The organism is Luteimonas notoginsengisoli, from assembly GCF_042648885.1.
In the GTDB taxonomy this organism is placed as follows: Bacteria; Pseudomonadota; Gammaproteobacteria; order Xanthomonadales; family Xanthomonadaceae; genus Luteimonas; species Luteimonas notoginsengisoli.
In genome coordinates this window covers 14,257-41,174 of the sequence record NZ_JBHRYF010000012.1, presented here as the reverse complement: position 1 = coordinate 41,174, position 26,918 = coordinate 14,257, and the positions used below count along the sequence as shown (strand labels likewise).

Genomic DNA, 26,918 nt, shown 5'->3' with positions numbered 1-26,918 from the left:
AGGCCCGCCAGCGATGGCGGGCCTTTTTTCTGGCCAGCGGACGCCTGTCCCGGTCGGCGCCCGCGGTGCCGGCCGCGTTGTCTCCCAGGTTGCGCATGCAGGTGCGGCGGCGGCTCGCGCATCCCGCGGCACGAAGCGCACAAGCCCACAGCCTGCAGCGCGACAGGCGCGGGGATTTGGGCTACAAGGAAGCCCCGTCGCCCCGCAAACCCCCATCGATGCCGACTCCCTCCGACGCCGAACTCCGGATGCTTGCCGACTCGCTCGGCACACGACTGCGCGCGTCGCGCGATCACCTCGTCACCGCGGAAAGCTGCACCGGTGGCTGGATCGCTAAGACCGTCACCGACATCGCCGGATCGTCTGACTGGTTCGACTGCGGCATGGTGGCTTATAGCTACGAAGCCAAGCAGGCGCTGCTCGGCGTCCGCGCCGAAACCTTGGAACTCCACGGGGCCGTCAGCCGCGAGACCGTGGTGGAAATGGTGTCCGGCGCGCTGGTCAATTCGGGCGCCAGCATCGCCGCGGCCGTGACCGGCATCGCCGGCCCCGGCGGCGGCAGCGACGACAAGCCGGTCGGCACCGTCTGGATCGGCTGGAAGCGCCGAGGCGGCTATGCCCGCGCCGAAGTCTTCCTATTCGACGGCGATCGCGACGCGGTGCGCCGGCAGACCGTGGCCGCTGCGCTGCGCGGGTTGGAGGACCTGTAGCAACGCGCGTCGGGTGAGATCGCGTTACCAGTCGCGGGCATCCGCCGGACCCGGCTGGTACGCCAGCAGGTCGCCCGGCTGGCATTCCAGCGCGTGGCAGATTGCCTCGAGCGTTCCGAACCGCACCCCCCGGACATGTCCCTGCTTGAGCAGCGACAGGTTGGTTTCGCTGATGCCGATGGTCGCGGCCAGATCCTTGGATTTCATCCTGCGCCGGGCCAGTACCACGTCGAGATTGACCACGATCGGCATCAGACGAACCCTTCGTTTTCCGCCTTCAGCTCGACCGCCGCGTGCAGGATGCGTGTGATGACCAGTACACAGACGCACAGCAGGCACACGGCATGGAACGCCATCCAGTTGAACTCCCAGTCGAGCGGCGGCACGCCGCCAGGCCGCGGGCCGAAGATGGGATCGAACTGCAGCAAGGTACCGAAGCCGCAAAGCAGGATCGACCATGCACAGCCACGCACCGCTTCCGCGACCTGCGGGCTGATCGGCGCATACCGCGACAGCGACACGCCGATCCGGCGGATGCATTCGAAAGCCCAGACGTAAAGAGCGACGCGCAGCCCGCCCCAGCCATTGACCATCGCGGACGCGGGATCGTCGAACAGGCGCGAAAGGAAGTCGATGAAGCCCGGATGCCAAGGACGGGCGATCCGGTACATCACGTGCACCACGGCCAGCATGCCTGCGATGGTCAGGACCTGGCCGAGGCGTGCAAGGACGACCAACCATCGGGCGGTGGCTTGGATTCGTTGCTGTGAAGGTGTCACGCGGAATCTCTATTTTCGTTTAACGTGAATTTATTCAACCTCTACCTGAAAAAAAGCTTGGCGAGCAACAAAAGGGGGGGAACTGTTGCGCGCCTCGGCCGTTAGTAGTATTACTACTAACCCATGGATCTGTCCGAAACCCAGCAAGCCATCCTCAGCCTGATCGCGGAGCGCCTCGAAGCCGAGGGCATGCCGCCTTCGCAGGCGGAAATCGCCCGCGCGTTCGGTTTCAGCGGGGTCCGCGCGGCGCAGTACCACCTCGATGCGCTCGAGGCCGCTGGCGCCATCGAGCGCGTCCCCGGGCGGGCGCGCGGCATCCGACTGCTGCGCGCGCCCGCGGCCGCCCAGCAGGAACTGGCGCTGCCCGCAGCCAACGGCGATGTGCTGCACCTGCCCGTGCTCGGGCAGGTCGCGGCCGGCCTGCCGATCGGCGCGGGCGCCGACGAGTTCGGGGCTGCCGACCAGATGGTGCTGATGGACCGTGCGTTCTTCTCGCCGGCGCCTGACTACCTGCTCAAGGTCAGGGGCGATTCGATGCGCGACGAAGGCATCTTCGACGGCGACCTGATCGGCGTGCACCGCACGGCGGACGCGCGTTCCGGACAGATCGTCATCGCCCGGGTCGGCGAAGAGATCACGGTCAAGCTGCTGAAGATCGGCAAGGACCGCATCCGCCTGCTGCCGCGCAATCCGGACTACTCGCCGATCGAGGTGATGCCGGACCAGGACTTCGCCATCGAAGGCCTGTATTGCGGCCTGGTGAGGCCCAACCGGTGAGTCGGGGATCCACGCCGGGACGCCGCGGCGTTTTCCGACGCGCACGCGGGATGTGCACCGATTCCCCCGGCCTGCCAGCCGAAGCCATCCTGTTTCCCGCCGCCCGGGTCGCAGCCCCTGCGACCGTGGCCGGCCAGACTGCCCCGAACGCCCCATACACACAATGACGAGGACCACCACGATGGACGAGAACAAGAAGCGCGCGCTGTCCGCCGCCCTGACCCAGATCGAGAAGCAGTACGGCAAGGGTTCGGTCATGCGCATGGGCGACCGCGTCGCCGAAGTGGTACCGGTGATCCCGACCGGTTCGCTGCTGCTCGACATCGCGCTGGGGATCGGCGGTCTGCCGCGCGGCCGCGTGATCGAGATCTACGGTCCGGAATCCTCGGGCAAGACCACGCTGACCCTGCAGACCGTCGCCGAATGCCAGAAGCTCGGCGGGGTGTGCGCCTTCATCGATGCCGAGCACGCACTCGACCCCACCTACGCCCAGAAGCTGGGCGTCAACGTCGAGGACCTGCTGGTCTCACAGCCCGACACCGGCGAGCAGGCGCTGGAAATCGCCGACATGCTGGTGCGTTCCAACGCGGTCGACATGGTGGTCATCGACTCGGTCGCAGCGCTCACCCCGCGCGCCGAGATCGAAGGTGAGATGGGCGACCAGCTGCCCGGCCTGCAGGCGCGATTGATGAGCCAGGCCCTGCGCAAGCTCACGGGCAACATCAAGCGCAGCAACTGCATGGTGTTCTTCATCAACCAGCTGCGACACAAGATCGGCATCATGATGCCGGGGCAGAGCCCGGAAACCACCACCGGTGGCAACGCGCTGAAGTTCTACGCCTCGGTGCGCCTGGACATCCGCCGCATCGGTTCGATCAAGAAGGGCGACGAGATCATCGGCAACCAGACCAAGATCAAGGTGGTCAAGAACAAGATGGCGCCCCCGTTCAAGCAGATCGTCACGGAGATCCTCTATGGCGAGGGCATCAGCCGCGAAGGCGAGCTGATCGACATGGGCGTCGAAGCCAAGCTGGTGGAGAAATCCGGCGCCTGGTACAGCTGCGATGGCGAACGCATCGGCCAGGGCAAGGAGAACGCACGCCAGTACCTGAAGGACAACCCGGCGGTGGCTGCCAAGATCGAAGCGGCGTTGCGGGCCGACATCCTGCCCGCGGCAGTGGAGCAGGCCGCGGAAGAAGACGCGGACGCCTGATCGGGCCGTGTCGTTCGCGAGGCCACCGGACCCGGCGGAACCCGCTGCGTCGAACGAAGACGGTCGGCGCAAGCGGCGCCGGCCCGAACCCACCCCGGCGCAACGCGCGCTGGGACTCCTGGTGCGGCGCGAGCACTCGCGCAAGGAGCTGGCGAACAAGCTGGCCGCGCGCGGTGTTTCCAGGGACGAAGCGGAAGCGGCCGTCGAGCGCATGGCGGCGGAGGGCTGGCAGGACGACACCCGCTTCGCCGCAAGCGTCGCGCGGTGGCGGGCAGGGGCGGGGCACGGTCCGTTGAGGATCCGCGCGGAACTGGGCACCCATGGCCTCGACGAGGCCGTGGTCCAGGCCGCTTTCGCCGCCCTGGCCGAGGCCGGCGAGGACGATTGGCCCCGGCGCGCTCATGAGCTCGCCTGTCGCCGCTTCGGTGACGGCTTCACCGCCGACCTGGCTCGCAGGCGGAAAGCCGCCGATTTCCTCCTGCGCCGCGGCTTCGATGGCGACACCATCCGCCGCGCGACCCGTGGCGATCCCGACTTCGATTGAACGCGGCAACCACGCGTCAAGACGAGGTCAGCCGTGGGCGGCGGCCTGCTAATCTAGACGGCTTGGGTTGTTCGCCCGGCTCCGTGCCCGCATCTTTGGGACATCGCGGCCCGGGCTGCGCCCGCCAGCCCACAGACGCCAGCATGTCCACGCCAAAGATCCCGACCACCGCAGATATCCGCCGAGATTTTCTCGAATTCTTCGCCAGCCGCGGCCACACCATCGTTCCGTCGGCGTCGCTGGTACCCGGCAACGATCCGACCCTGCTGTTCACCAACTCGGGCATGGTGCCGTTCAAGGACGTGTTCCTCGGCGCCGAGAAGCGCAGCTACGTGCGTGCGGCCGACGTGCAGAGGTGCCTGCGCGCGGGCGGCAAGCACAACGACCTCGACCAGGTGGGCTACACCGCGCGTCACCACACCTTCTTCGAAATGCTCGGCAACTGGTCGTTCGGCGACTACTTCAAGGGCGACGCGATCGCCTGGGCGTGGGAACTGCTGACCGGCGTGTGGAAAATCCCCGCAGCGCGCCTGCTGGTCACCGTCTACCACGACGACGACGAGGCCTACGGCATCTGGCGCGACGTGGTCGGCCTGCCGCCTGAGCGCATCATCCGCATCGGCGACAACAAGGGCGCGCCTTACGCCTCCGACAATTTCTGGCAGATGGCGGACACCGGCCCCTGCGGCCCGTGCACCGAGATCTTCTACGACCACGGCGCGCACATCGCCGGTGGCCCGCCCGGCTCCCCGGACGAGGACGGCGACCGGTTCATCGAAATCTGGAACCTGGTGTTCATGCAGTTCGACCGCCAGCCCGATGGCGCGTTGCTTCCATTGCCGGCGCCGTGCGTGGACACCGGCATGGGCCTGGAGCGACTGGCAGCCGTGCTGCAGCACGTTCACGGCAACTACGAGATCGACCTGTTCCAGGCACTGATCCGCAAGGCGGGCGAGTTCACCAACACCACCGACCTGGAAAACAAGTCGCTGCGCGTGATTGCCGATCACATCCGCGCCTGCAGCTTCCTGATCGTCGACGGCGTTCTGCCGTCCAACGAAGGACGCGGCTATGTGCTGCGCCGGATCATCCGTCGCGCGCTGCGCCACGGCTGGATGCTGGGGGTGCGCGAACCGTTCTTCCACAAGCTCGTCGGCACGCTGGACGAGCTGATGGGCGCCGCGTACCCGGAGCTCACACGCAACCGCGAACTGGTCGAGCGCGCGCTGAGGGCGGAGGAGGATCGCTTTGCCGAAACCCTGGATTCCGGCATGCGCATCTTCGACGAGATCGCTGCGCGCGCGGTCGGTTCCGCGTCGTCCAGCGCTGCTCCGGGTGACGCCTCGGCTCCGCACGCGACGATCGCCGGCGCCGACGCATTCCGCCTCTACGACACCTACGGCTTCCCGGTCGATCTCACCGCCGACATCGCGCGCGAGCGCGGCCTGTCGGTCGACATGGCGGGCTTCGACGCAGCCATGGCCCACCAGCGGGAAACCGCGCGCGCGGCGGGCAAGTTCTCGTCCGCCACCGGCCTGCCGGCCGATCTGGTCGCCAGGCTGCAGCCCACCGAATTCATCGGCTACGAAGCGCTCACCGCGGGCGGACTCGAAGTGGTGGCGCTGCTGCGCGACGGTCGCCCGGTCGATTCAATCGCCGCCGGCGATGAAGCGGTGGTGTTCCTCGACCGCACGCCGTTCTATGCCGAATCGGGCGGGCAGGTCGGCGACACCGGGGAGCTCGACGAGCAGGGCGTGCGCTTCCTGGTTTCGGACACGCAGAAGTACGCAGGCCAGTTCCACGGCCATGTCGGCAGCCTCGCGGCCGGCACGCTGCAAGTCGGCGACCACGTCGTTGCCGCTGCCGACGGCCTGCGTCGCGGCGCGACAATCCTCAACCACAGCGCCACCCACCTGCTGCACGCGGCGCTGCGCCAGGTGCTGGGCACGCACGTCACCCAGAAGGGCTCCCTGGTCGCACCGGACCGGCTGCGCTTTGACTTCTCGCACTTCCAGCCGGTGAGCGCGGCCGAACTGGCCGAGGTCGAACGCCGGGTCAACGCCGAGATCCGTGCCAACCACGCCGCCGAAGTCCAGCACATGGGCATGCAGGAAGCGCTGGATTCCGGCGCGATGGCGCTGTTCGGCGAGAAATACGGCGAACGCGTGCGCGTGCTGCGCATGGGCGAGGCATCGACCGAGCTGTGCGGCGGCACCCACGTCTCGCGCACCGGCGACATCGGCCTGTTCAAGATCGTGTCCGAAGGCGGCGTCTCGGCAGGCGTGCGCCGGATCGAGGCGGTGACCGGGCAGGGCGCACTGGACCACGTTGCCGCCGAAGAGCGGCGCCTGGGCGAAGCCGCGCACCTGCTGGGCGGCACGTCCGCGGAGGTCGCCGACAAGCTGCGCGGCTTGCTGGACAGGCAGAAGAAGCTCGAGCGTGAAATGGAAGCCATCAAGGCCAAGGCCGCGAGCGGCGCGACCGCCGATCTCGCGGGCGAAGCCATCGACGTCGAAGGCATCAAGGTGCTTGCCGCGCGTCTGGAGGGGTTTGACGCCAAGGCGCTGCGCGATGCGGTCGATCGCCTCAAGCAGCAACTCGGTAGTGCCGTCGTCGTCCTGGCGGGCACCGCGGGAGGGAAGGCCGCGCTGGTTGCCGGCGTCGGCGGCGAGGCGCTGCAGCAGGTCAAGGCGGGCGAACTGCTGGCCCACATCGCCGGTCAGATCGGGGGCAAGGGCGGCGGTCGCCCCGACCTTGCGCAGGGCGGCGGCGAGGATGGCCAGGCACTGGTCGCGGCGCTGCGCGGCGTTGCCGCATGGGTCGCTTCGCGACTGCATGAATGACGCCCCAAGCCATGACTTCAGGCGCTTGCTGCTGGCCGGTTCAAGCCCTTAACATCGTTCGCTTTTCCGACTTGTAAGCGTTTTTTCGGCAATCAGGCCGGAGACGTTCCGGACCGGCTCGCCCGGTCTGGCCCATGGAGACAGAGATAATGTTGATCCTCACCCGCCGCGTCGGCGAAACCCTGATGATTGGCGACTCGGTCACGGTGACCGTGCTCGGCGTCAAGGGCAACCAGGTGCGTATCGGTATCACGGCGCCCAAGGACGTGGCCGTTCATCGCGAAGAAATCTACGAGCGCATCCAGCGCGGCGATGAGGCTGAGCCGGGTGCGAAGCCCGCGACTTCGAAGGGAGATTTGCCGGACCAGGAATGACCCGGTATTCTTCGCGTCCTGTTCCGGCTCCGCGATTGCGGGATCGACAGGCCCGGAGACTTGCCCGAGTGGCCGAAGGGGCTCCCCTGCTAAGGGAGTATGGGGTCAAAAGCTCCATCGAGGGTTCGAATCCCTCAGTCTCCGCCAGTTCCAGAACAACGCCCGCGGAAGCTTTCGCGGGACCCCGCCCCGCCCATTCGGGCGACGGCAGGAAAATCGGTCGAATGGGTGCCGTCGATTGACGAAGCAGCCGGTAGTCCGGCAAAATTCCGCTTCTGTTTCATGTGCGCCCGTAGCTCAGCTGGATAGAGCACCAGGCTACGAACTTGGGGGTCGGGAGTTCGAATCTCTCCGGGCGCACCACCGTTGAACACATCAAGGCCAATCAGCATGCGCTGGTTGGCTTTTTTGTTGGCTTGAAGCGTTGCGGAACCGGCTCCGCCCCAGGGATCGGAACACTGGCTTGTCCGACAGAAAATGCGTGGCTCATCGACGTGCGGCCCGTAATGAAAAGAGCGCGAGGCGCGCTCCACGCATTCATGCAGCACCGGACCGGGACGGTTCAGCTTGCTGGCCGCTTCATGCGTCGCGTGGCGTTAGAGTAGACGCCCGTTTCTTCGCGGCCGGTCATACAGGGGGGTTGCTGCGCTTTCGATGGCGCACCAGGCCGCGACACGCCCTCGCCCCCGGAGTCCGTCATGTTTCGCAAGTCCCTCCTGCCCCTCGGCTGCCTGCTGGCGCTTTCCACGCCGACCACGGTGCTCGCGGCAACCTATACCGTCGGCCCCACCGGTCGCCAGTACACCCAGCTCTCGCAGCTGTTCGATGCACGCAACCTCGCCCCCGGCGACGTCGTGCTGGTGGATGGCAGTGCCGTCTACGACGGCGACATCGTGATGGGGGAAGACGACGGGGGAGCGGCCGGCAATCCGGTCGTCGTGCGCTGGAGCCGCGCTGCGGGCACCACCCGTCCGGTGCTGCAGGGCGGCACGCACACGTTCAAGTTCGAACGCGCCAACCATGTCGTGTTCGAAGGCTTCGAAGTGCGGGGAGGCAGCCGCACGTGCGTCTTCAGCGAGGCCGACGACATCACCGTGCGCGACAGCGTCATCCACGACTGCCCTTCGCACGGCATCCTGGGCGCCGACAACAACTCCGGATCGTTCACGCTCGAGTACAGCGAGCTCTACAACTCCGGCGCCGGCACCACCCGGCATACGATCTACATGCAGTCCGATGAGATCGCGTTTCCCAACGCGCTGTTCGTCATGCGCTACAACTACGTCCATGACGGCACCGGCGGCGTCCTGGTGCGCGTACGACACCAGCGCAGCCAGATCTATTACAACTGGATCGAGAATGCCGTCTACGGCGAGATGGAGCTGATCGGGCCGGACTGCGAAACCCAGCAGCCCGGCTGGACAGCCGATCTCAAGCGCGAGGATGCCGACGTCGTCGGCAACGTCATCATTCACCGCAACAGCTGGCGCAATGCGATCCGCGCCGGCGGCGACCTCAATGGCCGGAGCCAGGGGCGGGTGCGGCTGGTGAACAACACGATCGTGTTCGATCGAGGCGGCGCCGCGAACGCGGTGATGGTGCAGCTCGGGCTCGAGTCGCTGGAGATGCACAACAACGTCATCTACCAGACCGCCTCGGGGAGCACCCCGGCGATCGTTCGCGAGAACCCGGCGAGCGAAGTCGATACGCCGTACTGCGGCCCCATGGGCAAGGATCCATGGACGAGCGGGCGCAAGGTGTTCGGCACCAGCAACTGGGTGCAGAGCGGTGCCAGCCTGGTGCCGTACGAATGGACGGGCACGCTGAGCGGCAGCGATCCCCGCTTCACGGCGCTGGCGCAGTACAAGCTGCGGCCTGCGGCAGGCAGCCCGTTGCTGGACACGGGAAGCAACGCGCCTCCCGCGCCGCCGGCATTTCCCTATCCATCGCCGCTGTCGATCCCGCGTTTCGAACCGCCGCAGCGCGCGAAGATGGCGATGGGGGGCGCGGTCGCCCGCCCGATCAAGGGCAGCAGGATCGACATCGGTGCAATGGAAGGCGGGTCGTCGGCAAGCGCACCCATGCCCCTCAACGGCGCACAGCCGCTATTGCCGCCGCGCGCGCAGGGCACGGCCGGGGGCGGGACCGCCGCCGTCGCGCAGAGGCAGGGCGCCGATACGGACCGGGCCGCCCCTGCGGATCCACCGCAGGCGCAGGAGCTGTCATGGTGGCAGCGCATCTGGCGCTGGCTCGAACGGCTGCTCCAGTTGCAATAAGGGAATCCACACCCGCCGTCTGGCGAACGGAGACCGCGGCGCAAACGCGCGCTCATCGAGCGCTGGCTCATCCGGGGCTCGCGCCGAAGACGGGTCGCGCCTGGCCTGACCACAACAGCCCCACGATCCGCGTCGCCACGCCCCGCGTCGTCCCCGCTGGCCGGTCATTGCAGCAAGCCTCGTTCATAGGAGGAGCGAACAGACGGTAGAAGCAGGGGAACATGGATCTTCATATCAAGCACGACACGGCGGCCCCGGTCGCCAATGCCGGCGGTGGCCCGGCCGGACCGGTCCGTGACTGCGACAGGTCCTGTCGCGAGATGCCGGCCGGGGAGCCGCTGCCATGAAGCCGGGTTCCTCCAGCCGCATCATCCGGGCGATCCGCGTGCTCTGGGTCCTCGAATTCCTGCTCCTGATGCTCGCCGTGAGCGCCGCCGTGTGGCTGCGTTTCATGGACGATCCGGGCAGCCGCTCCGCGTTCATCGAAACCGCCCCGTTCCGGACGGCGCTGGTGGCGCTGTTCATCACCGGATCGATGACCGCGTTCGGGCTCTACCAGGCGCACGTGCGGTTCAACCGGACCGACTTCCTGCTGCGCCTGGTGTTGTCCTTCGCCTTTGGCGGCATCGCGCTGCTGGTGCTCTATTACGTGCTGCCGGTGACCTACATCGGTCGTGGCGTGCTGGCGATGTCGCTGCTGCTGGGGTTGCCGGCCGTGATGCTGGCGCGCGCACTGGTGCACCAGGTGTTCGGTGCCGACGTGTTCAAGCGACGCCTGCTGGTCTATGGCGCGGGCAGGCATGCCGACCTGATCAACAGCCGGTTGCGCAGGAGTTCCGATCGCAGGTCGTTCGTCGTGGTCGGATTTCTGCCGGTACCCGGCCATGAGGTCAGGGTCTCGGAGGATCTGCTCCTCACCAGCGACAAGACGTTGGTCGAGCTGGCCGATACGCTCAACATCCACGAGATCGTGATCGCGCCGGACGAGCGCCGCGGCGGGGTGCCGATGGAAGATCTGCTGGCCTGCGCGCAACGCGGCATCGGCGTGACCGATCTTGCCGCGTTCTTCGAGCGCGAGGCGGGCATGATCAAGCTCAACGTCGTCGATCCTTCCAACCTGGTCTTCTCGGGGGGCTTCGACCATTCGTTGCCGCGACAGCTGAGCAAGCGCTTCTTCGACCTGGTGGCGGCCTCGGCCCTGTTGCTGGTGACCTGGCCGCTGATGCTGCTGGTGGCGGCCTGCGTGTGGCTGGAATCGGGTGGTCCCGTGCTGTATCGGCAGACCCGCGTCGGCGAGAGCGGCCATGCCTTCGAGCTTGCCAAGTTCCGCAGCATGCGCACCGATGCGGAAAAGGACGGCGTCGCGCGCTGGGCGAGCACCAACGACGACCGCACCACGCGCGTCGGCCGCTTCATCCGCTCCACGCGCCTGGATGAACTGCCGCAGCTGTTCAACGTGCTGCGCGGTGACATGAGCTTCGTCGGACCGCGCCCGGAGCGGCCGCAGTTCGTCGACCAGCTGAACTCCGAGATCCGCTACTACAACGTGCGCCACTCGGTGAAGCCGGGCCTGACCGGCTGGGCGCAGCTACGCTATCCCTACGGCGCTTCGGTGCGCGATGCCGAGGAAAAGCTCAAGTTCGACCTCTTCTACGTCAAGAACCACGGCCTGGTCCTGGACCTGATGATCCTGCTGCAGACGGTGGAGGTGGTGCTGTTCCGGCGTGGGGCGCGTTGACTTCGGCCTGCCGCCGCGGCGGGGCGGCACGGCCCTGGTGCTGGTTGCCGGTCCGTCGAGGCGCCGGCTCAGTGCCGCTTGAGCACGTTGTGCACCAGGCGCCTGCCGGCAAACGCGAGTTGCGCGAACACCTGCCTGCGCACGCCCAAGTTCCCGCATCGCCACGCCTTGGCCAGCAGGCGCGCCGCTTCGCCCCAGCGCGATCCGAGCATCAAGCCCCGGGCGTTGCGGATGTAGGCCATCGCGAGCGCTTCGCGTCGTTCCGGATCGCTGACCACGCCGCGGGCCGCCTCCGCGGCGCGTTCGAAGACCAGCAGGTAGTCGTCGTACGTGCGGGCCTGCGCCGACAGGCCTTCATGCCCGCGCATCGTGCGGACCAGGGTTTCCTCGACCACGCCGATCTGCCAGCGTCGCGCGATGCGCAGGTGATAGTCGATGTCCTCCGCGGTCCGCAGGCTTTCGTCGAACCCGCCGATGTCCTCGTAGACTTCGCGCCGCATCAGCGTCGACGCGGGCGCGAGCGCCGGGTTCGCCAACGCCCAGCGCAGCGCCCAGCCGTCCTCGCGGATGACGTCGCGCCGGCGATAGATGCCGATGACCTGAAGCTCGCCGTCGACCATCTCGATGTCGCACACCACCATGCCGAAGCCGGGGCGCTGTTCGAGCCATGCATGCTGTCGCGCGGTCTTCTCGGGAAACCACTCGTCGTCGCTGTCCAGCAGCGCGATGTAGCGTCCGCGGGCCATCGACATGCCAAGGTTGCGCGCCGCCGACACGCCCGCGTTGGGCTGCCAGGCGTAGCGGATGCGCTGCCCGTAACGGTCCTGCAGCATCTGTCCGGTGCCATCGGTGGAACCGTCGTCGACCACGATGATTTCGTCGACGGGAAAGGTCTGCGCCAGCGCCGAGTCGATCGCGCGGCACACCAGTTCGCGCCGGTTGAACGTCGGTATGATCGCTGAAACCTGGACGATGTCTGCCATGCTCAAGGATCTTTCGAAGAAGGCGCTGTACGCCAGCGGACTGCTCGGCCTGTACCACCGGATCCGGAATGCCGACACGCTGACGGTGGTGATGTTCCACCGCATCCTGCCGCCCGACGATCCGCGTTTTGCAAGCTGCGATCCTGACTATACGTTGACGACCGAGGTATTCGGCCAGTGCCTGGCGTTCTTCGGCAGGCACTACAGCGTGGTGTCCGAGGCGGAGGTGCTGGCATCGCGCGCCGAGGGCCGGGCTCTGCCGCGCAACGCGCTGCTGGTCACCTTCGACGATGGCTGGTCCGACAACGCCGACCACGCCCTCCCGGTGATGCGCAAGTTCGGCTTTCCGGGGCTGCTGTTCGTCGTCTCGGATGTGATCGGCACGCGGCAGCCGTTCGTGCAGGAAGCCATCGTGGCCGCTTGGAGGCGCGGCGCGCTGACGGTGGCCGGGCTTTCGGCCGCCATCGATGCGATCGCCGGCTCGCCCGCACCGCGTGCCGCCGCCGGCGAGGAAAGCATCGACGCGCTGCGGGTCGAGATCGCGCGACTCGAGGCGCTCGACGCCGCGGGCTTTGCAGCCGTGGCGTCGCTGCTCGGCGACGTGCTGGACGATGGCCTGCGCCACATGGTGGACGTGGACGACCTGAGGCGCCTGCAGTCCGGGAACATCGCCCTGGGCCTGCACGGCAAGACCCATGCGCGCATGACCCGCGTGGACGACCTGGAGGCCGAACTCGGCGGTGCGCGGCAGGCGCTGGAGGCGCGCCTGGGCAGCGACCTGCCGGCTGCCAGATCCATGTCCTTCCCGCACGGCGCCCATGACGCTGCCATCGCGCGGCGCGCGCGCGATGCGGGCTACGAGCTGGTGTTCACCAGCCGGCGCCTGCTCAATCCCGTTGGCGATCGGCTCGGCTGGCTGCTTGGCCGGACCGGTTTCGAAACCGATACCGTGGTCGATGCGACGGGCAGGTTCCGTCCCGACCTGCTGGCGCTTGAACTGTTCCGCTGCGCGCGCGGACGGCTGGGCGATTGAAGCGCCAAAGTGGCGCCTACTCGTCCTCGTCCGCGGACGTGAACAGCAGGTCGAAACCTTCGTCCTCTCCCGGATCCAGGTCCGTCCGCCAGAAGGCGTAGATCGGACGCCGGGAGCGCTCCACGAATCCGCTCGCGCGCCAGTTCCCCAGCATGGCGTCGCGCGTGGCCAGCTCCACCGAGACTGCGGCCACGCCCACGCGGCGCGCTGCGGTGATCAGCGCGTCCAGCCAGTGCTTGCCGATGCCCGTGGCGGCATCGACCGACCAGAAATCGCGCACGTGCAGCACGTCGTCCACGACCTGGGTCGCGAACCACGCGTCGAGGCTGGCTCCATCGTCGGCCGAGAGCAGCAGGTAGCGGGTTGTCGCCAGCGGCGCTTCGTCGAAGCGCCAGCGAAGGCGCTCGGCATCGCGAACCGCAAGCAGACCGGGACCGTGTGGCGATCGCGCCCATAGGTCGTCCATGCGCGGATCGGCGCGGTCGCTCCAGCTCGCTTGCAGGCGGGGGGCGCCGATTCTGCGGATCGCATCGCGCGCCCGCAGCCCCAGGTCGAGCACCGCCCCCAGTGGCGCGGCCAGGTAGGCGGGGAGGCGACGTCGAAGATAGCTGCCCGGCCGCAGCACGCGGGCGTGGCGGACGATGTCGGCCAGCTTGCGCGCTCCAAGCCGTCGGAAGATTGCGGTCGCGCGCGCATTGGGAAAGCCGTAGACGAAGCCGACCTGTTCGAGGCTCGCCTGGATCAGGCCTTTCTGCATCGCCAGCGCCGGGCCCAGCGAGCGGTGTTCGGCGCGCACGGCGAGGTCCACCAGCACGCCCGCCTGCAGGTCCCCGCCGCGCCACACCATCCGGCGGCGTCCCGCGGCGCAGGTGCCGGCGATGTCGTCATCGGGCACGTGGCGCAGGAGCTGCAGGACCGGCGCGCCGAAAGGACAGCGCAGGTAGAACCATTCGTACTTGGCGCGCATGTGGGCCTGCTCGCCGAGGTTGCCGTGCCAGATCGAAAGCACGGTCTCGCGATCGGCCACCACGTCCCCGGCCTGCAAGGCGTAAGCGTCCACGGGAGCGGCGGTGACGTGCATGGATCAGTCCGGTTCGACCAGAAGGGGTCGCATGTGCAGGTAGCGCGTGGTGCGCCGCTTGTTGCCGATGTCGTCGTACACCGCCTGCGCGCGCGCGGGTTCCAGGCCAAGCACGCGGCCGAGATCGGCGACCGGAACCTCGTGGTTGAGCGCCCAGAGCGCGACGTCCATGTCGCGGTAGGGCAGGGCGAAATAGAACTCGTCCTGGCCCTGTTCCAGGCTGTACGTGTCGGTGGTGGGCTGCGCCTGGCACAGCCGGTCGGGCAGCCCGAGATGCCGCGCCATCGCGTAGACCTGGGTCTTGTACAGGTGCGCGATTGGCTTGACGTCGGCGGCGCCGTCGCCGTTCTTCACGAAGAAGCCCTGGTCGTACTCGAGCCGGTTCGGGGTGCCGACCACGGCGTAGTTGAGGCGATCGGCGTGGAAATATTCGATGGTCTTGCGGATGCGCTGCTTGTAGCTGGTCGCGGCAACGACGGTGAGGTATTCGTTGAGGCCCAGGTCGGCTTCGTGCCGCATCCCGTCGGGCGATTCGGCCACGATGCGGAAGCGGTTGATGGCGCCTTCCAGGCCGCCGACGATGACCAGCTTCATCTTCCAGTCGCTGGCGTAGCCGGGGATGACCTTGCGCACGGCGGCATCGCGCGCCGCGTAGCAGCCGATGGCGTCCAGGGTCGGGGCGATGTCCACGGTCTCCACGGCCACGCCGAGGTGGTCGACCAGCAGCTGCGCACGCGCGGCGCTGTCGGTGTCCGAATCGCGTTCGGGCAGGATCAGGCAGAACACCCGGCGAGCGCCGACCGCGCGCACGGCGAGCGCTGCGCAGACCGAACTGTCGATGCCGCCGGAGATCGCCACCACCAGTCCGCGGCGGTGCAGCTGGCCGGCGAGCGCCTCGCGCAACCGGGTGACGATCCTGAGCTCTTCTGCGGCGCAGTCGATGTCGAGGCAGTGGCGTCCAAACTCTTCCATAGCGTCCTTCCTGGGCTCAGGCGCGCGCGGCGATCACGCGCGTGGTTCCGGTTTCGTCAGCGACCTCGCGCACGTCCCGCCACTGGCGGGAGGCGCATACGCGCCGCGCCAGCGAGCTGCCTTGGCCCAGGCCGACTTCGAACGCCAGCCAGCCGCCGGGGCGCAGGAAGCGCGGGGCGTCCTGCAGCAGGCGCATCAGGATGCCGACACCCAGCGGGCCGCCGTCGAATGCCAGCACGGGTTCGTGCGCCGCGATTTCGGCATCCATCTGCGCGACCTTGCTGCTGCTGATGTAGGGCGGGTTGCAGGTCAGCAGATCGACCTGGCCGTGGAATTCGGATGTGTCCAGGGGGGCCAGCAGGTCGCCTGCGACGAACCGGACGCGATCCTGCAGCGCGAGGTGCCCGGCGTTGCGGCGCGCTAGCGCGAGGGCCTCCTCGGAAATGTCCGCGCCCACGACTTGCGCCCCCGGCAGCGCGTGGGCGATGGCCAGTGCAAGGTTGCCGCAGCCCGTGCAGGCATCGACTACGCGCAGTTGCCCGGCGTCGTCGCCATCCTCGTCGGCCATCGCCCGCGCCAGCGAGATGGCGGTGCGGCCGAGGAGCTCGGTTTCCCGCCGCGGAACGAGCGCTTCCGGTCCGGCGAGCAGTTCAAGACCGAGGAACGCCTGGCGGCCGGTCAGGTGCGCCAGCGGTGTCCCCGCGAGGCGCTGGTCGAGCAAGGCCTGCAGGCGTTGCTGTGCGGCGTCGTCCAGCGTCGGGAGCTGCGCACGCAGGGCAGCCGACGCGGATAGCGGCAGGCCTGCCGCCGCGTGCCACAGGGCACGCAGCGTGCTGTCGGTTGTTTCCTCGGGCTTGTCCGGCAACAGGTTCAGGCCCGCGGCCAGCTGCGTGGAAAAATCGGCGTAGAGATCGTTCATGCCGGGCTGGCTTCGGTGTCGGCCTGTGCCAGCAGCTTCCGGCTGACCTTGCCCGTCGTCGTCTTCGGCAGGTCCTCGCAGAACACCACGTCGCGCGGCACCATGAAGTTCTCCAGCCGCGCGCTGCAGTGCGCACGGACCTGGCGTTCGCTCAGCGTCACGCCCGGGTTGAGCACGACGTAGGCGCGGATCGCCTGGCCGAGCAGCTCGTCCGGAACACCGATGATCGCGGCCTCGCGCACGCCGGCAATGCCATGCAGCACGTTCTCCACCTCGGCAGGGCTGACCTTCTCGCCGCGGGTCTTGATGATGTCGTCGCTGCGGCCGACGAAGTAGAGGAAGCCTTCACTGTCCATGCGGAACAGGTCCTGCGTGCACAGGACGCGCTCGCCGGGCAGCTTGCCCGGCTTCAGCATGTGAGCGGTCAGGTCGGGCCGGTTCCAGTAGCCCAGCATCACGTGTGGTCCGCGCACGTACAGGATCCCGCTTTCGCCGGGCGCCACGGGCTCGCCCTGGGCCGAGAGCAGGTACAGCTCGGTGCCCGGGATTGCCTTGCCCACCGAGCCGGGTCGACTCTCGGCCAGTTCGGGTTCGAGATAGCTGACGCGCTTGCATTCGGTCAGGCCGTACATGCGGTAGATCAACGCGGCGGGAAACACCTCGCGCAGGCGGCTGCCGAAATCGTCGGGCAGGGCGGCGGCGGTGTTGGTGACCCGGCGCACATGCTCGAACAGCAGCGGCTCGCGCGAATGGAACGAGAGCAGCATCGCGAACATGGTCGGCACGGCCGGGAAGACCGTGACTTCGAACTCGCGCATCCTGGCGAAGACCTGCGCCGGATAGGTGAACGAGCGTTCGAGCACCAGCGTCGCCCCCAGGTGGACGCTCATCAGCAGCTGGTAGAGCCCGTAGTCGAACGCCAGCGGAAGCGCGCACAGGATGCGGTCGTCGGGATCCAGGCGCAGGTAGTCGACCAGGCTGCCGGTGGCGAACAGCATGGACTGGTGCGTCTGCATGACGCCCTTCGGGTTGCCCGTACTGCCCGACGTATAGATCAGGGCTGCGAGGTCAAGCGGAATCGTCGGAGTGGCCAGGGCCTGCAAAGGCGCTTGCGCCAGCATGTCGTCGAACGCCAACGCGGCAGGCAGCGCAGTCGCATCGCCGGAGCAGATCAGCACGGGCGGTGCGGGCAGCTGCGCGAGCGCGGCGTTGATCTCCACGGCCAGGTGGCCGTCGCTGAGCAGGATCCGCGCGCCGCTGTCCTCGAGGATGAAGGCGAGCTTGTCGGCCTTGGTCTGCGGGTTGACGACGAGGAACGCGCCGCCCGCCATCAGGATTGCGTAGATCGACACGACGCACGGCCAGGTGTTGTCCATGTACACCGCCACCCGGTCGCCACGCGCGACGCCCCGGGCCTGCAGCGCGCCACCCAGCCGCGTGGCGGCGTCGAGCAGCTGCGCGTAGCTGTAGGCCCTGCCCTCCACGATCACGGCCGGCTTGTCGCCGGCAGCAGCGGCGGCGCGCGGCAGGGCTTCGTGCAGCAGGCGTTGCGGGCGCATCGGCATCAGTTGGACTGCAGGCGCGACACGAAGCCGACGATGTTGTCGACCGAATCGAAATTCGCCGGCAGCATGTCGCTGTCCTTCACCTTCACCTGGAACTCCTCCTCCAGGTACAGGACGATCTCGAGCACGCCGGTTGAATCGATGATGCCCCGGTCGAGGAGCGAGGCGCCGTCGGCGAGGTCGCCGTCGTTGCTGCTGAACATCAGGTTTTCGAGGATATAGCCGCGGACCTTTTCGCGGGTCTGGATACCATCGGTGGACATGCGTCGCTCCGGAGTCGCGCTTGGTGGATGTTCGAGGCAGGGCGCGCTTGCCGTGCCACGGCAGTTCATCCGTGGCGATCCGGCGATGTCGCAATGCGTGCCCACCCGGTTGAATGAAACGTCGACCGGCCCGTTCTCCGGCCAGCGCAGCGCGCCCCGGCGGCCGCGGGCGGTAGTGGGGCGCGCGGGGCGCGGTGCTAGTATCCGCGGCACTTTCCGATCGCGCGGACGGACATGTCCCCGACCAGACGTTGCCCATGGTTGCTGGCGCTGGTACTCGCCGGCTGCGGCGGACAGCCGGCGCCGCCCGCGACCCGCCCCCACGTCGTCGACGCGACGCCGACGGTCTACGCCTCCGAACGCCTGCGGTATTCGGTGACCGAGCAGGTGGCCGGGCTGGTCCACCCCTGGTCGCTGGCCTTCCTTCCCGAAGGCGGCATGCTGGTGACCGAACGTCCGGGGAGATTGCGCCGCATCGGAGCCGACGGCACCGTGTCCGCCCCGATCGAAGGCTTGCCCGCGGTGTTCGTCGACGGCCAGGCGGGACTGTTCGACGTAGCGCTGTCACCGGGTTTCGCCGTCGACCACCTCGTCTATTTTTCGTACGCGGAAGCCAACTGGCGCGGGAACCTTGCCGGTGCGGCCGTCGCGCGCGGACGGCTGCAGGGAAACCGGCTGGACGACGTGCAGGTGATCTTCCGCCAGCTGCCCAAGCGATCCGCGGGCACCAACCTCGGGACGCGACTGGTTTTCGACCGCAAGGGCCACCTGTTCATCGGGCTGGGCGACGGGCGCGTTGCGGCCGAAGAGGCGCAGCAGCTCGACTCGCTGCAGGGCAAGCTCGTGCGCATCCGGCCCGACGGCAGCGTCCCGCCCGACAATCCTTTCGTCGGCAAGGCCGGCGCGCGCGCGGAAATCTGGTCGTACGGCCATCGCAATATCCAGGGCGCGGCGCTGGACCCGCGAACCGGGCAACTGTGGACCAGCGAGCACGGCCCGATGGGTGGCGACGAGCTCAACATTCCCCAGGCCGGGCGCAACTACGGCTGGCCGGTGATCACCTACGGGCTCGGCTATGACGGGCAACCGGTGCCCGGCTCGGTGGGCGCATCCGCGCCGGGGATGGAGCAGCCGTTGCACTACTGGAAGAAGTCCCCCGCCTTGAGCGGCTTGGCGTTCTATACCGGGCGGGCATTCGAGCCGTGGCAAGGCAACCTGTTCCTGGGCGCGCTGGCCGGAACCGCGCTGATCCGCCTGGAGCTGGACGGCAACCGCGTGGTGCACGAAGAACGCCTGCTGGCCGATCGCGGCCAGCGCATCCGCGACGTCAGGCAGGGGCCCGATGGCGCGCTCTACCTGCTGGTCGACGCCGACGACGGCAAGCTGCTGCGGCTGGCGCCGGTGGCGCCGCAAAGCGCGAAGTGATGCCGCGGCGCCCGTCGCACATCGCGACGTGCGGGGCTACATCGACGCCCAGGATCTCCCCTGGTCGTGCAGCAGCATCGTCGACAGCACGCCGACGAACGCCTGGTTGTCGGCAAAGCCGATCGCGCGGCCGCTGCGGCATTTCTCGAACAGCCGGCCGACGGCAGCAGCATTGAAATAGCCGGCCGAACGGATGCGCTCGGCGGACATCAGGTCGTCGACGTAGTCCAGCGGCTTGCCGTCGAAGAAGAAGCTCTGGCTGTCGGGCGCGCGATAGGGCTGCTTGGTGCGATGGAGGATGCTGTCGGGCAGCAGTCCGCCAAGCGCCAGGCGCAGGATGTGCTTCTCGGTCAGGCCGCGGATCTTGTAGCTGGGCGGCAGCCGGTTGGCGAACTCGATGACGCGATGGTCGAGGAACGGCACCCGTCCTTCGATCGAGCTGGCCATCGCCACGCGGTCGCCCTGCGAAGACAACAGGTAACCGGCGAGCAAGGACTTGGCTTCGACGTACTGGTCGCGCGCCAGCGGGCTCCAGCGCATGATCTCCGGCGGCAGCGTGCGCTCGTAGGCCGAAAGCGGTTCCCAGTCGCCCAGCCCCGCGCGCAGTTCGGGTGCCAGCATCGACAGCGCCCGCGAGGACGTGGTCCACCGCGGCAGGTGCGCGAACACCGGCCGGTCGATGTAGTCCATGCCCTGGCCGAAGAACGATTGCGCGAACGCCGGGTTGCCGACGGGCGAGTTCTTGAGATACCCGTACAGCCGCTGCAGCAGGCGCGGACGCATCGTCGAGCCGGGCTGCCTGGCCCAGAAGCGGCGCACCTTGGCTTCCTTGAACAGGTCGTAGCCGGCGAAGACCTCGTCGGCGCCTTCGCCGGTCAGCACCACCTTGTAACCGTGCTTGCGCGCGCATCCGGCCAGCAGCATCAGCGGCACCGGCGCGGTGCGCAGCACCGGCGTCTCCGCATGCCGGATCAGGCGGGGAAACGCTTCACCGATGTCACGGCGTGTGCAGCGCAGCGTCGTGTGGTCCGTTCCAAGGTGCCGGACCATTTCCTGCTGGTGCGGGCTTTCGTCGAACTCTCCATCGTCGAAGGCCACCGAGAAGGTGCGCACTGGCGTGCGGGTGAAGCCGCGTACCAGCGCCACGATGCCGGACGAATCCAGGCCGCCGCTGAGGTAGGCGCCCACCGGGACATCCGCGCGCAGCTGCAGGCGCACGGCGTCGATCAGCAGCTCTCGAAGCTCGGCGGCAGCCTGTTCCGGCGTGCGCGATTCGGCCAAGGGGCGGGTGTCGCCGGCGTCGGGGAAGGTCCAGTCCCAGTAGCGCGCCAGCGTGTGGCTGCCGTCGCGCTCGATCGCCATCAGGTGGCCCGGCGGCAGGCTCTCGATGCCCTGGTGGATCGTGCCCGGGTCCACGGCCGACCAGTACGTCAGCGCCTGCGCCAGAGCCATCGGGTCGAGCGCGCCGCACTGCGGCAGCACGCACAGCAGCGCCTTGGGTTCGGAGGCGAACCACAGCCTTCCGTGAGCGGCGGCATGGAACAGCGGGCGGATGCCGACGCGGTCGCGCGCCAGCACCAGGCGCTGGCGCTCGCCGTCCCACAGTGCGATGGCGAACTGGCCGTTGAGGTATTCGACGAAACGGTCGCCATAGCGGTCGTACAGGTGGACGATGACCTCGGTGTCCGAGCGCGTGTAGAACTGGTGGCCGGCGGCCTCCAATTCGGCCCGCAGTTCGACGTAATTGAAGATCTCGCCGTTGAAGACCGTCCACACGTTGCGCCGCGGGTTGTGGATCGGCTGCTCGCCCGTCGCCAGGTCGATGATCGACAGGCGCGCGTGCGCCAGGCCGACACCCGGTTCGGCATGGAAGCCGAATCCGTCGGGGCCGCGGTGCGCAAGCGTCCCGATCATGCGCCGCAACAGGGGCATCGCCGCATCGGGCGTGACATCCGGACCACTGAAACCTGCGATTCCACACACGCGATGTCTGATCCTTGTGTTGGAGGATGCGACCGCGATCGCATCCGGGTCCGGGGATGTCCCCGAAAATCAGCGCCGCACCGTGCAGTCAGGAATGGACGGAAGACACCCGATGCGCGGCTTCAGCCCCTTGGGCATCGGCTGCCCGGACATCGGCGTCGCGCACATCGGCCCGCAGCGCGCGGCGCGTTTCGCCAACCGCTTCCTTGCAGGCTTGCAGCGTATCGCTGGCCACGGCGTTCCAGTCGCGGGAGAAGCGACGCGACAGCGCCTTTTCGTCCCAGTCCCGATCCAGCGCACGGGTCAACGCGTGTGCCAGCGCCGCAGCATCGCGTGGCCGCACCAGGATGCCGCAGCCATCGTCGACCACTTCCGGGATGCCGCCCACGTCGGTCGCCACCACGGCGCGGCCGCAGGCGAGCGCCTCCACCAGCACGTTGGGGTGGCCCTCGGAGTAGCTCGGCAAGGTGACCAGGTTGGCCGCAGCCATCCACCGCGCGACCTCGGCCGGTGCTTGCGCGCCGGCCATGTGCACCCGCAGGCGGGGCTCGGCCTGCAGGCGTTCGGCGATCTCCGATCGCATCGGGCCGTCGCCGATCATCGCAAGCTCGAGCTGCGGGCAGGCGCCCGACAGCGACTGCACGGCGTCGAGCAGTTCGTTCAGGCCCTTCTCCGGCACGAGGCGGCCGACGTAGGCGATCAGCTGCGCCTCGGACGCGATCCCGAGTTCGCGGCGCGCCTCGGCGCGCGATGCGGGATGGAAGATGGAGGCGTCGCATCCATTCGGGATGACCCGGATGCGTTCGGGGTCCATGTCGTAACGCTCCACGGCGACGTTGCCCAGGTCGTCACTGACCACGAGCAGTCGCCTGGATGCAGACAGCACGGGGCGGGTGAGCAGACGGCTGACCTGGTCGCGGACCCGCAGGTCCGAGCCGCGTGCGCCACTGACCAGGGGAACCCCCGCGCGGCGCGCGGCCAGCATCGCCCCGTAGGCATCCGGATAGAGCCAGTAGGACAACATGACGTCGGGGGCGAACCCGGCAATCGCGCGGCCCACGGCGCGCCCGCAGAGCCAGCCGTTGAGCGGCCTGCTCAGGAGCGGGACCGCGGGGTACGGCGCGTACGTCACCTCGCAGCCATCGACCTGGCGGGTGGTGGCATCGGGTGCGCGGAACAGGTAGCTGTTCGGCCTTGCCCACGCCGGATACATCGCGACCGGGCTGACCACGCGCACGTCTGCCAGGCGCGACAGTGCGCTGATCGTCTGCAGCAGCGGCCGGCCGCGATTGGGCTCGCCGGCGATGGGGAACTGCGACGTGACGACGAGGATGCGCATTCGAAGGTCGGCCTGGTTGAGGGGTTGAACGCTGGCCGGCATGGCGTCTGATTTCCGTACGCTAGGGAAGGCAGGCGAATCGCCCGAGGCTCGTGGTGGAAAAGACCCTGTTGGATGGCGATTCAACGTCCCGCCAGCGCTTTGTCGAACTTGATGCATTGCGTGGACTGGCTGCCATGGCGGTCGTGCTCTACCACTACAGCACGCAATACGGAGACGAAATCGGCCATGCGAGCAGGCTGCCGTTCGGATTCCCCGAAGGCAACTATGGCGTGTATCTGTTCTTCATGATCAGCGGCTTCGTGATCCTGATGAGTCTCGAACGGTCGCACAGCGCCATGGATTTCGTCGTGTCGCGCGTGTCGCGGCTGTTTCCCGCGTACTGGTCCGCCGTGGCGCTGACCGCGGCCGTGGTCTGGGCTTGCGGCATGCCCTGGCAGCTGCTGCCCGCGCATGACCTGCTGCTCAACTTCACGATGGTCCAGCAGATCCTCGGTGGCCGCCACCTGGACGGCTCGTACTGGACGTTGCAGGTGGAGCTGTTCTTCTACGTGCAGATGCTGCTGTGGTTCATGGCCGGCCAGCTGGCGCGCATCCACTGGGTCATCGCGGCGTGGCTGCTGCTCGCGGTCTCGTACTCCCTGGCCGTCCGCTACCACATGCATTTTTCCTACACCGCGCGCGAAGTCTTGCTGCTGCGGCATATCGCATTCTTCGGGCTGGGTATCCTGTTCCATCGCATGCACGGCCATCCAGGAGAGAAAGTGCGCAATGTCTGCATGATCGGCCTGTGCCTGGGGACGATCGCGTTCGTCGGGCCGCCGGTCCTGCTGCTGGTGGCCGTGTTCGGCTGCATCGTCTTCTGGCTTGCCCTCGCCGGCGACCTGCAGTGGCTGCGGGCACGCCCGCTGGTGCTGCTCGGCGGGCTGTCGTACTCCCTGTACCTGCTCCACCAGGCGGTCGGGTTTGCCCTGATCCGCTTGCTGGAACAGCATGGACTGCCTGCCGGGGTGGCGGTCACGGTGGTCGTCTCCGCGATGCTGGTGCTGGCATTCGCCTTGCATCGCGGCGTGGAGCAGCCAGCCATGCGGATTCTGCGGGCGGCCTGGAAGCATCACCGGGAACTGCACGTTGCCGCACCCGGGCGTGCAACGGCGCTTTGAAGGGGAATGATGAAGAGCAAGATTGGAAAATCCGCGCGCCGAAGAGGCAGCGCATGATCGAACTGCATACCCGGGTCGTGTTCTGGCGGCCGGCACAGGCGCCCGACGCGGTGCAGCTGGCTGCCGGCGAGCGGTTGCTCGAACTGCGCCAAGACGCCGCCGGCGACATCGCGCAGTCCTATCGGCAGCACGGGATGCGCGGCGACATGGCGCGCATCGCGCGCCGGTTTGCGCTCGGCGCCAAGTTCTACGCGATCGAGGCGGAAGGCCAGGGGCTTGTCGCGTGGACCTGGGGGCTGGTGGGCGTGCCGCGCTACCTCGACGAGTTCGGCTGGCTGTTCGAACTCGAATCCGACCAGGCGTGGGGACGCGATGCGTTCGTGGTGCCGTCGCGCCGTGGCCACCGCATGCTGCTCGCGTTGATCAACGCCGCTTCGGTGGTGGAGGCGCGCCCGCTGCAGCTGTTCTCCGATGTCGATCCCGCCAACGTGGCGTCGATGCAGGCGCACCTGGCCATGGGCATGCGGCCCGTTGCGAAGATCCGCGCGCTGGCGATCGGCCGCCGGCTGCTGCTCCGGCAACGGCCGGTGCCGGCGTTGCCGCCGGTGGGCGCGGTGCAGCCGCGACGGCGCCTGCTGTGGCGGACCGGCCAGTCCCTCGAGTGGCACGAGGCGCACATCGCGTAAGCGCGGCTCAGGGATCCTTGTCCAGCCGATAGGCGAGCGGCCGGATCCAGCGGGCCGCTTCCAGCGCGCGCCGGGCCAGCCGCCCCAGCGGCAGGAACCCGGCGAGCATGTTCCGGCGATCGGGCAGCATGGCGCCGATGAACGAGTCTTCGCGCGAGTTGCTGTCGAACATGCGCACGTCGGGCAGCATCTCCGGCATTGCTTCGATCAGCGAGAGCACATTCGCCTTGCCGGGGCTGTTGCTCGCGAACTCGGGGTCGTGCCCGGTCTTGAACGCGTTGAGGATCCCGCCTGCGCGGAAGGTGCTGGCCGAGGCGATCACCCGGCCGTCCAGCAACGTTTCGCAGAACACCGCGCCACCGGTGCCGCGCAGCCTGTCGCACATGTCGTGGAAAAAAGCAGTTTCGGCCGCCGAGCTGCGCATCGAACTCCCCGCCTGTCCCTTCCATCCCAGGTGTTCGATGTCGAGGTGGCGCGTGACGACGTCGTCGGTCGCATGTCCATCTTGGAACAGCCGGAAAGACAGTTTGCCCATCGTCTCCAGCCGGCGGCGCTTGCGCGCGATGTCGCGGACCACGCGTCGCGGGATCCGCGAGGCGAAGCGGCCATCCGGGCCGCGATGCAGTACGGGGCGCGCCAGCGCGCGCAGCTGGTACCAGCCGTGCCCGGCGGCGGAGGCCCGCGCGCACAGCGCGTTGAACAGGGGGTCTTCAGCCGGGATGTTGCGCAGCGCGATCGCACCGGCGCCGCGCATCGCGCCCGTCGCGGCGTCGAGCAGCGCCTGTGCGACCTCATCCTCGGCGCCCGAAGCGCAGAGCATGCCGTCCTGGAACGTGTGCCGCGTCCGGTAGCAGCGCAGGTGCGGGAAAGGCGCGAACAGGGTGGGGCCGTGATGGGTGAAGCAGCCGATGCCGAGCAGCTCCGGACTTCCGCCCGAACGGCGCTCGACGACCGCGATCCGCGCCGGGTTGCGTGGCGTGAGCCAGCGTGAGGCAGGCAGCACGAACTGCGGCATCGCATAGAAGTCGGGTTGCGCGGCGTGCAGGCCCAACTGCGTCCACGCCTGGCACAGCCGCTCGTCGACGTCTGCGGCTGAGTGCCAACGCACGCTGATCACGCGGTCAGTCCCGTCGCCTGTTGAGCCGCCACCAGACGCGACGCAGGCGAGCGGCCAGGCCGATGCGGTCGATCGACGCCCAGGCCATCGAGCCGGCCTGCGCGCCAAGGCTGCGTTTGTACGGGGAGTCGCCTGCCATCAGTTCGAACCGGTTCGTGCCTTCCTCCAGGTGTCGTTCGATGACGCGCGACAGCAGCAGCAGGCCTGGGCTGCCATGGAATGCGCCCGCGGCGTAGTCGATCCCGGACTGGTAGAAATGCGCCGTTCCGTTGGCGACGATGTTGTAGGCATATCCGATCGGCGTGCTGCCGGCCGAGAGCCGCATCAGTTCGCCGCCGGCGGTCGAGGTGGATTGTTGCAGCAGGCGCTCGTGGAAGCGTACGAGCCGCGCGTCGCCGAATGCGCCGTCGCTGCCGTTCCTGCCGTGCCAGTAGCGCCGGTGTTGCGCAACCAGCGCATGGAAATATTCGAGCTTTTGCCCGGGACTGGTCGCGGTTTCGAGCCTGACCGGTCCCAAGGCATGTTCGAACCTGCGAGCGGTGCGGCGCACCGCTGCGCGGGTCTTGCTGCCCAGGGTGGGGAGGTACTCCAGCCCGCGATCGCGCAGGTCCTGGAGATCCACGAAAGGTGTGGGACGCAGATTCATGCGGATCTCGACCGGCATCTCCCGCAGCGCCGCCAGTGGAAGCGCGTCGACGTCGATGCCGGGCAGGAAGACCGTCAGCCAGCTCGGTTCGTGTTCGAGCAGGTGGCGCACCATCGCCGCCAGCGCATGCCCGTGGTGCCCCGTTTCGCTGAGCAGCCCGTTGTACTCGATGGTGAGGCTGTCGAGGTCCCGGCTCCCGGTTTCATGCAGGCGCAGGCTGGCCGGTGCGAAGCCGAAGAGGCGGCCGCGCCGCGTGAGGATGCCCATCGCCACCACGCGGCCGTCGTGGTGCACGCTCAGCAGGCGCGCCATTCGGGTCGGGCAGATCGTGTCCAGCCACGTGCCGATCCATTGCCACGACAGGAAGAAGCTGCTGTCGGAGCGCGCTTGCAGGGCCAGCCATGCGTCACGCAGCGTTTCGCGCGCCGGCAATCGCGCAAGCGTGACCTGGTAGCCGGGCGGACCGGCGCGTGCTGGCTGTTGCATCGT

The 26,918-nt window shown here is 68.2% G+C and carries 24 protein-coding genes and 2 tRNA genes; 14 read left to right on the top strand and 12 right to left on the bottom strand.

Translation table 11 applies throughout. The features are described from left to right. Positions 1-218: 218 nt before the first annotated feature. Positions 219-710, top strand: coding sequence for a CinA family protein (locus ACFOM9_RS13980; protein ID WP_386712283.1), 492 nt, complete (start codon positions 219-221; stop codon positions 708-710). 24 nt (positions 711-734) lie between these two features. On the opposite strand, the gene ACFOM9_RS13975 is transcribed toward ACFOM9_RS13980, so the two are convergent. After that, a complete protein-coding gene (locus ACFOM9_RS13975) occupies positions 735-962 on the bottom strand; it encodes a helix-turn-helix domain-containing protein (protein WP_386712099.1) in 228 nt (75 codons plus the stop codon). After that, the gene (locus tag ACFOM9_RS13970) at positions 962-1,447 is read right to left on the bottom strand and encodes a DUF2975 domain-containing protein (RefSeq protein WP_386712097.1); all 486 of its coding nucleotides are present in this window, start codon (positions 1,445-1,447) and stop codon (positions 962-964) included. The genes ACFOM9_RS13975 and ACFOM9_RS13970 overlap by 1 nt, the downstream gene beginning before the upstream one ends. A 165-nt stretch (positions 1,448-1,612) precedes the next feature. On the opposite strand from ACFOM9_RS13970, the gene lexA reads away from it, so the two are divergent. The 9 genes from lexA to ACFOM9_RS13925 all read left to right on the top strand — a co-directional run bounded on the left by lexA (position 1,613) and on the right by ACFOM9_RS13925 (position 11,254). Beyond that, on the top strand, positions 1,613-2,266 hold the full coding sequence (lexA, locus tag ACFOM9_RS13965) for a transcriptional repressor LexA (RefSeq protein WP_386712094.1): 654 nt from the start codon (positions 1,613-1,615) through the stop codon (positions 2,264-2,266). Positions 2,267-2,447: 181 nt separating this feature from the next. Next, positions 2,448-3,479: a recombinase RecA gene (recA, locus tag ACFOM9_RS13960; RefSeq protein ID WP_386712280.1), complete on the top strand. Its 1,032-nt coding sequence runs from the start codon at positions 2,448-2,450 to the stop codon at positions 3,477-3,479. Positions 3,480-3,486: 7 nt separating this feature from the next. Further along, positions 3,487-4,023, top strand: coding sequence for a regulatory protein RecX (locus ACFOM9_RS13955; protein ID WP_386712092.1), 537 nt, complete (start codon positions 3,487-3,489; stop codon positions 4,021-4,023). A gap of 143 nt (positions 4,024-4,166) precedes the next feature. Beyond that, positions 4,167-6,866, top strand: coding sequence for an alanine--tRNA ligase (gene alaS / locus ACFOM9_RS13950; RefSeq protein ID WP_386712089.1), 2,700 nt, complete (start codon positions 4,167-4,169; stop codon positions 6,864-6,866). A 149-nt stretch (positions 6,867-7,015) separates the two neighbouring features. Beyond that, on the top strand, positions 7,016-7,240 hold the full coding sequence (csrA, locus tag ACFOM9_RS13945; RefSeq protein ID WP_386712086.1) for a carbon storage regulator CsrA: 225 nt from the start codon (positions 7,016-7,018) through the stop codon (positions 7,238-7,240). A 54-nt stretch (positions 7,241-7,294) separates the two neighbouring features. Next, positions 7,295-7,387, top strand: a tRNA-Ser gene (locus tag ACFOM9_RS13940). A gap of 139 nt (positions 7,388-7,526) precedes the next feature. Beyond that, positions 7,527-7,603, top strand: a tRNA-Arg gene (locus tag ACFOM9_RS13935). A 335-nt stretch (positions 7,604-7,938) separates the two neighbouring features. Next, entirely contained in the window at positions 7,939-9,516 is a 1,578-nt protein-coding gene (locus ACFOM9_RS13930; protein WP_386712083.1) for a right-handed parallel beta-helix repeat-containing protein, read from the top strand. 343 nt (positions 9,517-9,859) lie between these two features. After that, on the top strand, positions 9,860-11,254 hold the full coding sequence (locus ACFOM9_RS13925; protein WP_386712080.1) for a TIGR03013 family XrtA/PEP-CTERM system glycosyltransferase: 1,395 nt from the start codon (positions 9,860-9,862) through the stop codon (positions 11,252-11,254). 68 nt (positions 11,255-11,322) lie between these two features. On the opposite strand, the gene ACFOM9_RS13920 is transcribed toward ACFOM9_RS13925, so the two are convergent. After that, a complete protein-coding gene (locus ACFOM9_RS13920; protein ID WP_386712077.1) occupies positions 11,323-12,237 on the bottom strand; it encodes a glycosyltransferase family 2 protein in 915 nt (304 codons plus the stop codon). On the opposite strand from ACFOM9_RS13920, the gene ACFOM9_RS13915 reads away from it, so the two are divergent. Further along, entirely contained in the window at positions 12,236-13,270 is a 1,035-nt protein-coding gene (locus ACFOM9_RS13915) for a polysaccharide deacetylase family protein (protein WP_386712074.1), read from the top strand. The two genes, ACFOM9_RS13920 and ACFOM9_RS13915, sit on opposite strands and share 2 nt — an antisense overlap. 16 nt (positions 13,271-13,286) lie before the next feature. Here ACFOM9_RS13915 and ACFOM9_RS13910 read toward each other — a convergent pair whose 3' ends face one another. The 5 genes from ACFOM9_RS13910 to ACFOM9_RS13890 are packed head-to-tail and all read right to left on the bottom strand — an operon-like array spanning position 13,287 to position 18,070. Then, positions 13,287-14,351 (bottom strand): hypothetical protein, encoded by a 1,065-nt coding sequence (locus tag ACFOM9_RS13910; protein ID WP_386712071.1) that lies wholly within the window; start codon positions 14,349-14,351, stop codon positions 13,287-13,289. Between the two features lie 3 nt (positions 14,352-14,354). Continuing rightward, entirely contained in the window at positions 14,355-15,323 is a 969-nt protein-coding gene (gene nadE / locus ACFOM9_RS13905; protein WP_386712068.1) for an NAD(+) synthase, read from the bottom strand. A 16-nt stretch (positions 15,324-15,339) separates the two neighbouring features. Beyond that, entirely contained in the window at positions 15,340-16,242 is a 903-nt protein-coding gene (prmC, locus tag ACFOM9_RS13900) for a peptide chain release factor N(5)-glutamine methyltransferase (protein WP_386712065.1), read from the bottom strand. Beyond that, on the bottom strand, positions 16,239-17,801 hold the full coding sequence (locus tag ACFOM9_RS13895; RefSeq protein ID WP_386712062.1) for a class I adenylate-forming enzyme family protein: 1,563 nt from the start codon (positions 17,799-17,801) through the stop codon (positions 16,239-16,241). Before ACFOM9_RS13895 ends, prmC begins: the two co-directional genes overlap by 4 nt. 5 nt (positions 17,802-17,806) lie before the next feature. Continuing rightward, positions 17,807-18,070, bottom strand: a complete 264-nt coding sequence (locus tag ACFOM9_RS13890; protein ID WP_386712059.1) for an acyl carrier protein — start codon at positions 18,068-18,070, stop codon at positions 17,807-17,809. A 234-nt stretch (positions 18,071-18,304) separates the two neighbouring features. On the opposite strand from ACFOM9_RS13890, the gene ACFOM9_RS13885 reads away from it, so the two are divergent. Next, positions 18,305-19,495, top strand: a complete 1,191-nt coding sequence (locus ACFOM9_RS13885; protein WP_386712056.1) for a PQQ-dependent sugar dehydrogenase — start codon at positions 18,305-18,307, stop codon at positions 19,493-19,495. Between the two features lie 36 nt (positions 19,496-19,531). On the opposite strand, the gene asnB is transcribed toward ACFOM9_RS13885, so the two are convergent. Both asnB and ACFOM9_RS13875 read right to left on the bottom strand, forming a co-directional pair. Beyond that, entirely contained in the window at positions 19,532-21,478 is a 1,947-nt protein-coding gene (gene asnB, locus ACFOM9_RS13880; protein ID WP_386712053.1) for an asparagine synthase (glutamine-hydrolyzing), read from the bottom strand. 88 nt (positions 21,479-21,566) lie between these two features. Then, entirely contained in the window at positions 21,567-22,817 is a 1,251-nt protein-coding gene (locus ACFOM9_RS13875; RefSeq protein WP_386712050.1) for a glycosyltransferase, read from the bottom strand. A 92-nt stretch (positions 22,818-22,909) separates the two neighbouring features. Between ACFOM9_RS13875 and ACFOM9_RS13870 the strand changes: the two genes are divergently transcribed. Continuing rightward, positions 22,910-23,980, top strand: coding sequence for an acyltransferase family protein (locus ACFOM9_RS13870; RefSeq protein WP_386712047.1), 1,071 nt, complete (start codon positions 22,910-22,912; stop codon positions 23,978-23,980). A gap of 53 nt (positions 23,981-24,033) precedes the next feature. After that, on the top strand, positions 24,034-24,666 hold the full coding sequence (locus tag ACFOM9_RS13865) for a hypothetical protein (protein ID WP_386712044.1): 633 nt from the start codon (positions 24,034-24,036) through the stop codon (positions 24,664-24,666). Positions 24,667-24,673: 7 nt separating this feature from the next. Here ACFOM9_RS13865 and ACFOM9_RS13860 read toward each other — a convergent pair whose 3' ends face one another. Together ACFOM9_RS13860 and ACFOM9_RS13855 are read right to left on the bottom strand one after the other, a co-directional pair. Further along, positions 24,674-25,783 carry a GNAT family N-acetyltransferase gene (locus ACFOM9_RS13860; protein WP_386712041.1) on the bottom strand — a complete coding sequence of 370 codons (1,110 nt, stop codon included), beginning with the start codon at positions 25,781-25,783 and terminating at the stop codon, positions 24,674-24,676. Between the two features lie 4 nt (positions 25,784-25,787). Next, complete coding sequence (locus ACFOM9_RS13855) at positions 25,788-26,915, bottom strand: GNAT family N-acetyltransferase (RefSeq protein ID WP_386712038.1); 1,128 nt, start codon at positions 26,913-26,915, stop codon at positions 25,788-25,790. Between the last annotated feature and the right edge of the window lie 3 nt (positions 26,916-26,918).

Excerpts from the sequence above, each read along its gene's own strand:
- ACFOM9_RS13980 (WP_386712283.1), top strand. The coding sequence starts at position 219 with ATGCCGACTCCCTCCGACGCCGAACTCCGGATGCTTGCCGACTCGCTC.
- ACFOM9_RS13975 (WP_386712099.1), bottom strand. The coding sequence starts at position 962 with ATGCCGATCGTGGTCAATCTCGACGTGGTACTGGCCCGGCGCAGGATG.
- lexA (WP_386712094.1), top strand. The coding sequence starts at position 1,613 with ATGGATCTGTCCGAAACCCAGCAAGCCATCCTCAGCCTGATCGCGGAG.
- recA (WP_386712280.1), top strand. The coding sequence starts at position 2,448 with ATGGACGAGAACAAGAAGCGCGCGCTGTCCGCCGCCCTGACCCAGATC.
- alaS (WP_386712089.1), top strand. The coding sequence starts at position 4,167 with ATGTCCACGCCAAAGATCCCGACCACCGCAGATATCCGCCGAGATTTT.
- csrA (WP_386712086.1), top strand. The coding sequence starts at position 7,016 with ATGTTGATCCTCACCCGCCGCGTCGGCGAAACCCTGATGATTGGCGAC.
- ACFOM9_RS13930 (WP_386712083.1), top strand. The coding sequence starts at position 7,939 with ATGTTTCGCAAGTCCCTCCTGCCCCTCGGCTGCCTGCTGGCGCTTTCC.
- ACFOM9_RS13925 (WP_386712080.1), top strand. The coding sequence starts at position 9,860 with ATGAAGCCGGGTTCCTCCAGCCGCATCATCCGGGCGATCCGCGTGCTC.
- ACFOM9_RS13915 (WP_386712074.1), top strand. The coding sequence starts at position 12,236 with ATGCTCAAGGATCTTTCGAAGAAGGCGCTGTACGCCAGCGGACTGCTC.
- ACFOM9_RS13920 (WP_386712077.1), bottom strand. The coding sequence starts at position 12,237 with ATGGCAGACATCGTCCAGGTTTCAGCGATCATACCGACGTTCAACCGG.
- ACFOM9_RS13910 (WP_386712071.1), bottom strand. The coding sequence starts at position 14,351 with ATGCACGTCACCGCCGCTCCCGTGGACGCTTACGCCTTGCAGGCCGGG.
- nadE (WP_386712068.1), bottom strand. The coding sequence starts at position 15,323 with ATGGAAGAGTTTGGACGCCACTGCCTCGACATCGACTGCGCCGCAGAA.
- prmC (WP_386712065.1), bottom strand. The coding sequence starts at position 16,242 with ATGAACGATCTCTACGCCGATTTTTCCACGCAGCTGGCCGCGGGCCTG.
- ACFOM9_RS13895 (WP_386712062.1), bottom strand. The coding sequence starts at position 17,801 with ATGCGCCCGCAACGCCTGCTGCACGAAGCCCTGCCGCGCGCCGCCGCT.
- ACFOM9_RS13890 (WP_386712059.1), bottom strand. The coding sequence starts at position 18,070 with ATGTCCACCGATGGTATCCAGACCCGCGAAAAGGTCCGCGGCTATATC.
- ACFOM9_RS13885 (WP_386712056.1), top strand. The coding sequence starts at position 18,305 with ATGTCCCCGACCAGACGTTGCCCATGGTTGCTGGCGCTGGTACTCGCC.
- ACFOM9_RS13875 (WP_386712050.1), bottom strand. The coding sequence starts at position 22,817 with ATGCGCATCCTCGTCGTCACGTCGCAGTTCCCCATCGCCGGCGAGCCC.
- ACFOM9_RS13865 (WP_386712044.1), top strand. The coding sequence starts at position 24,034 with ATGATCGAACTGCATACCCGGGTCGTGTTCTGGCGGCCGGCACAGGCG.
- ACFOM9_RS13855 (WP_386712038.1), bottom strand. The coding sequence starts at position 26,915 with ATGCAACAGCCAGCACGCGCCGGTCCGCCCGGCTACCAGGTCACGCTT.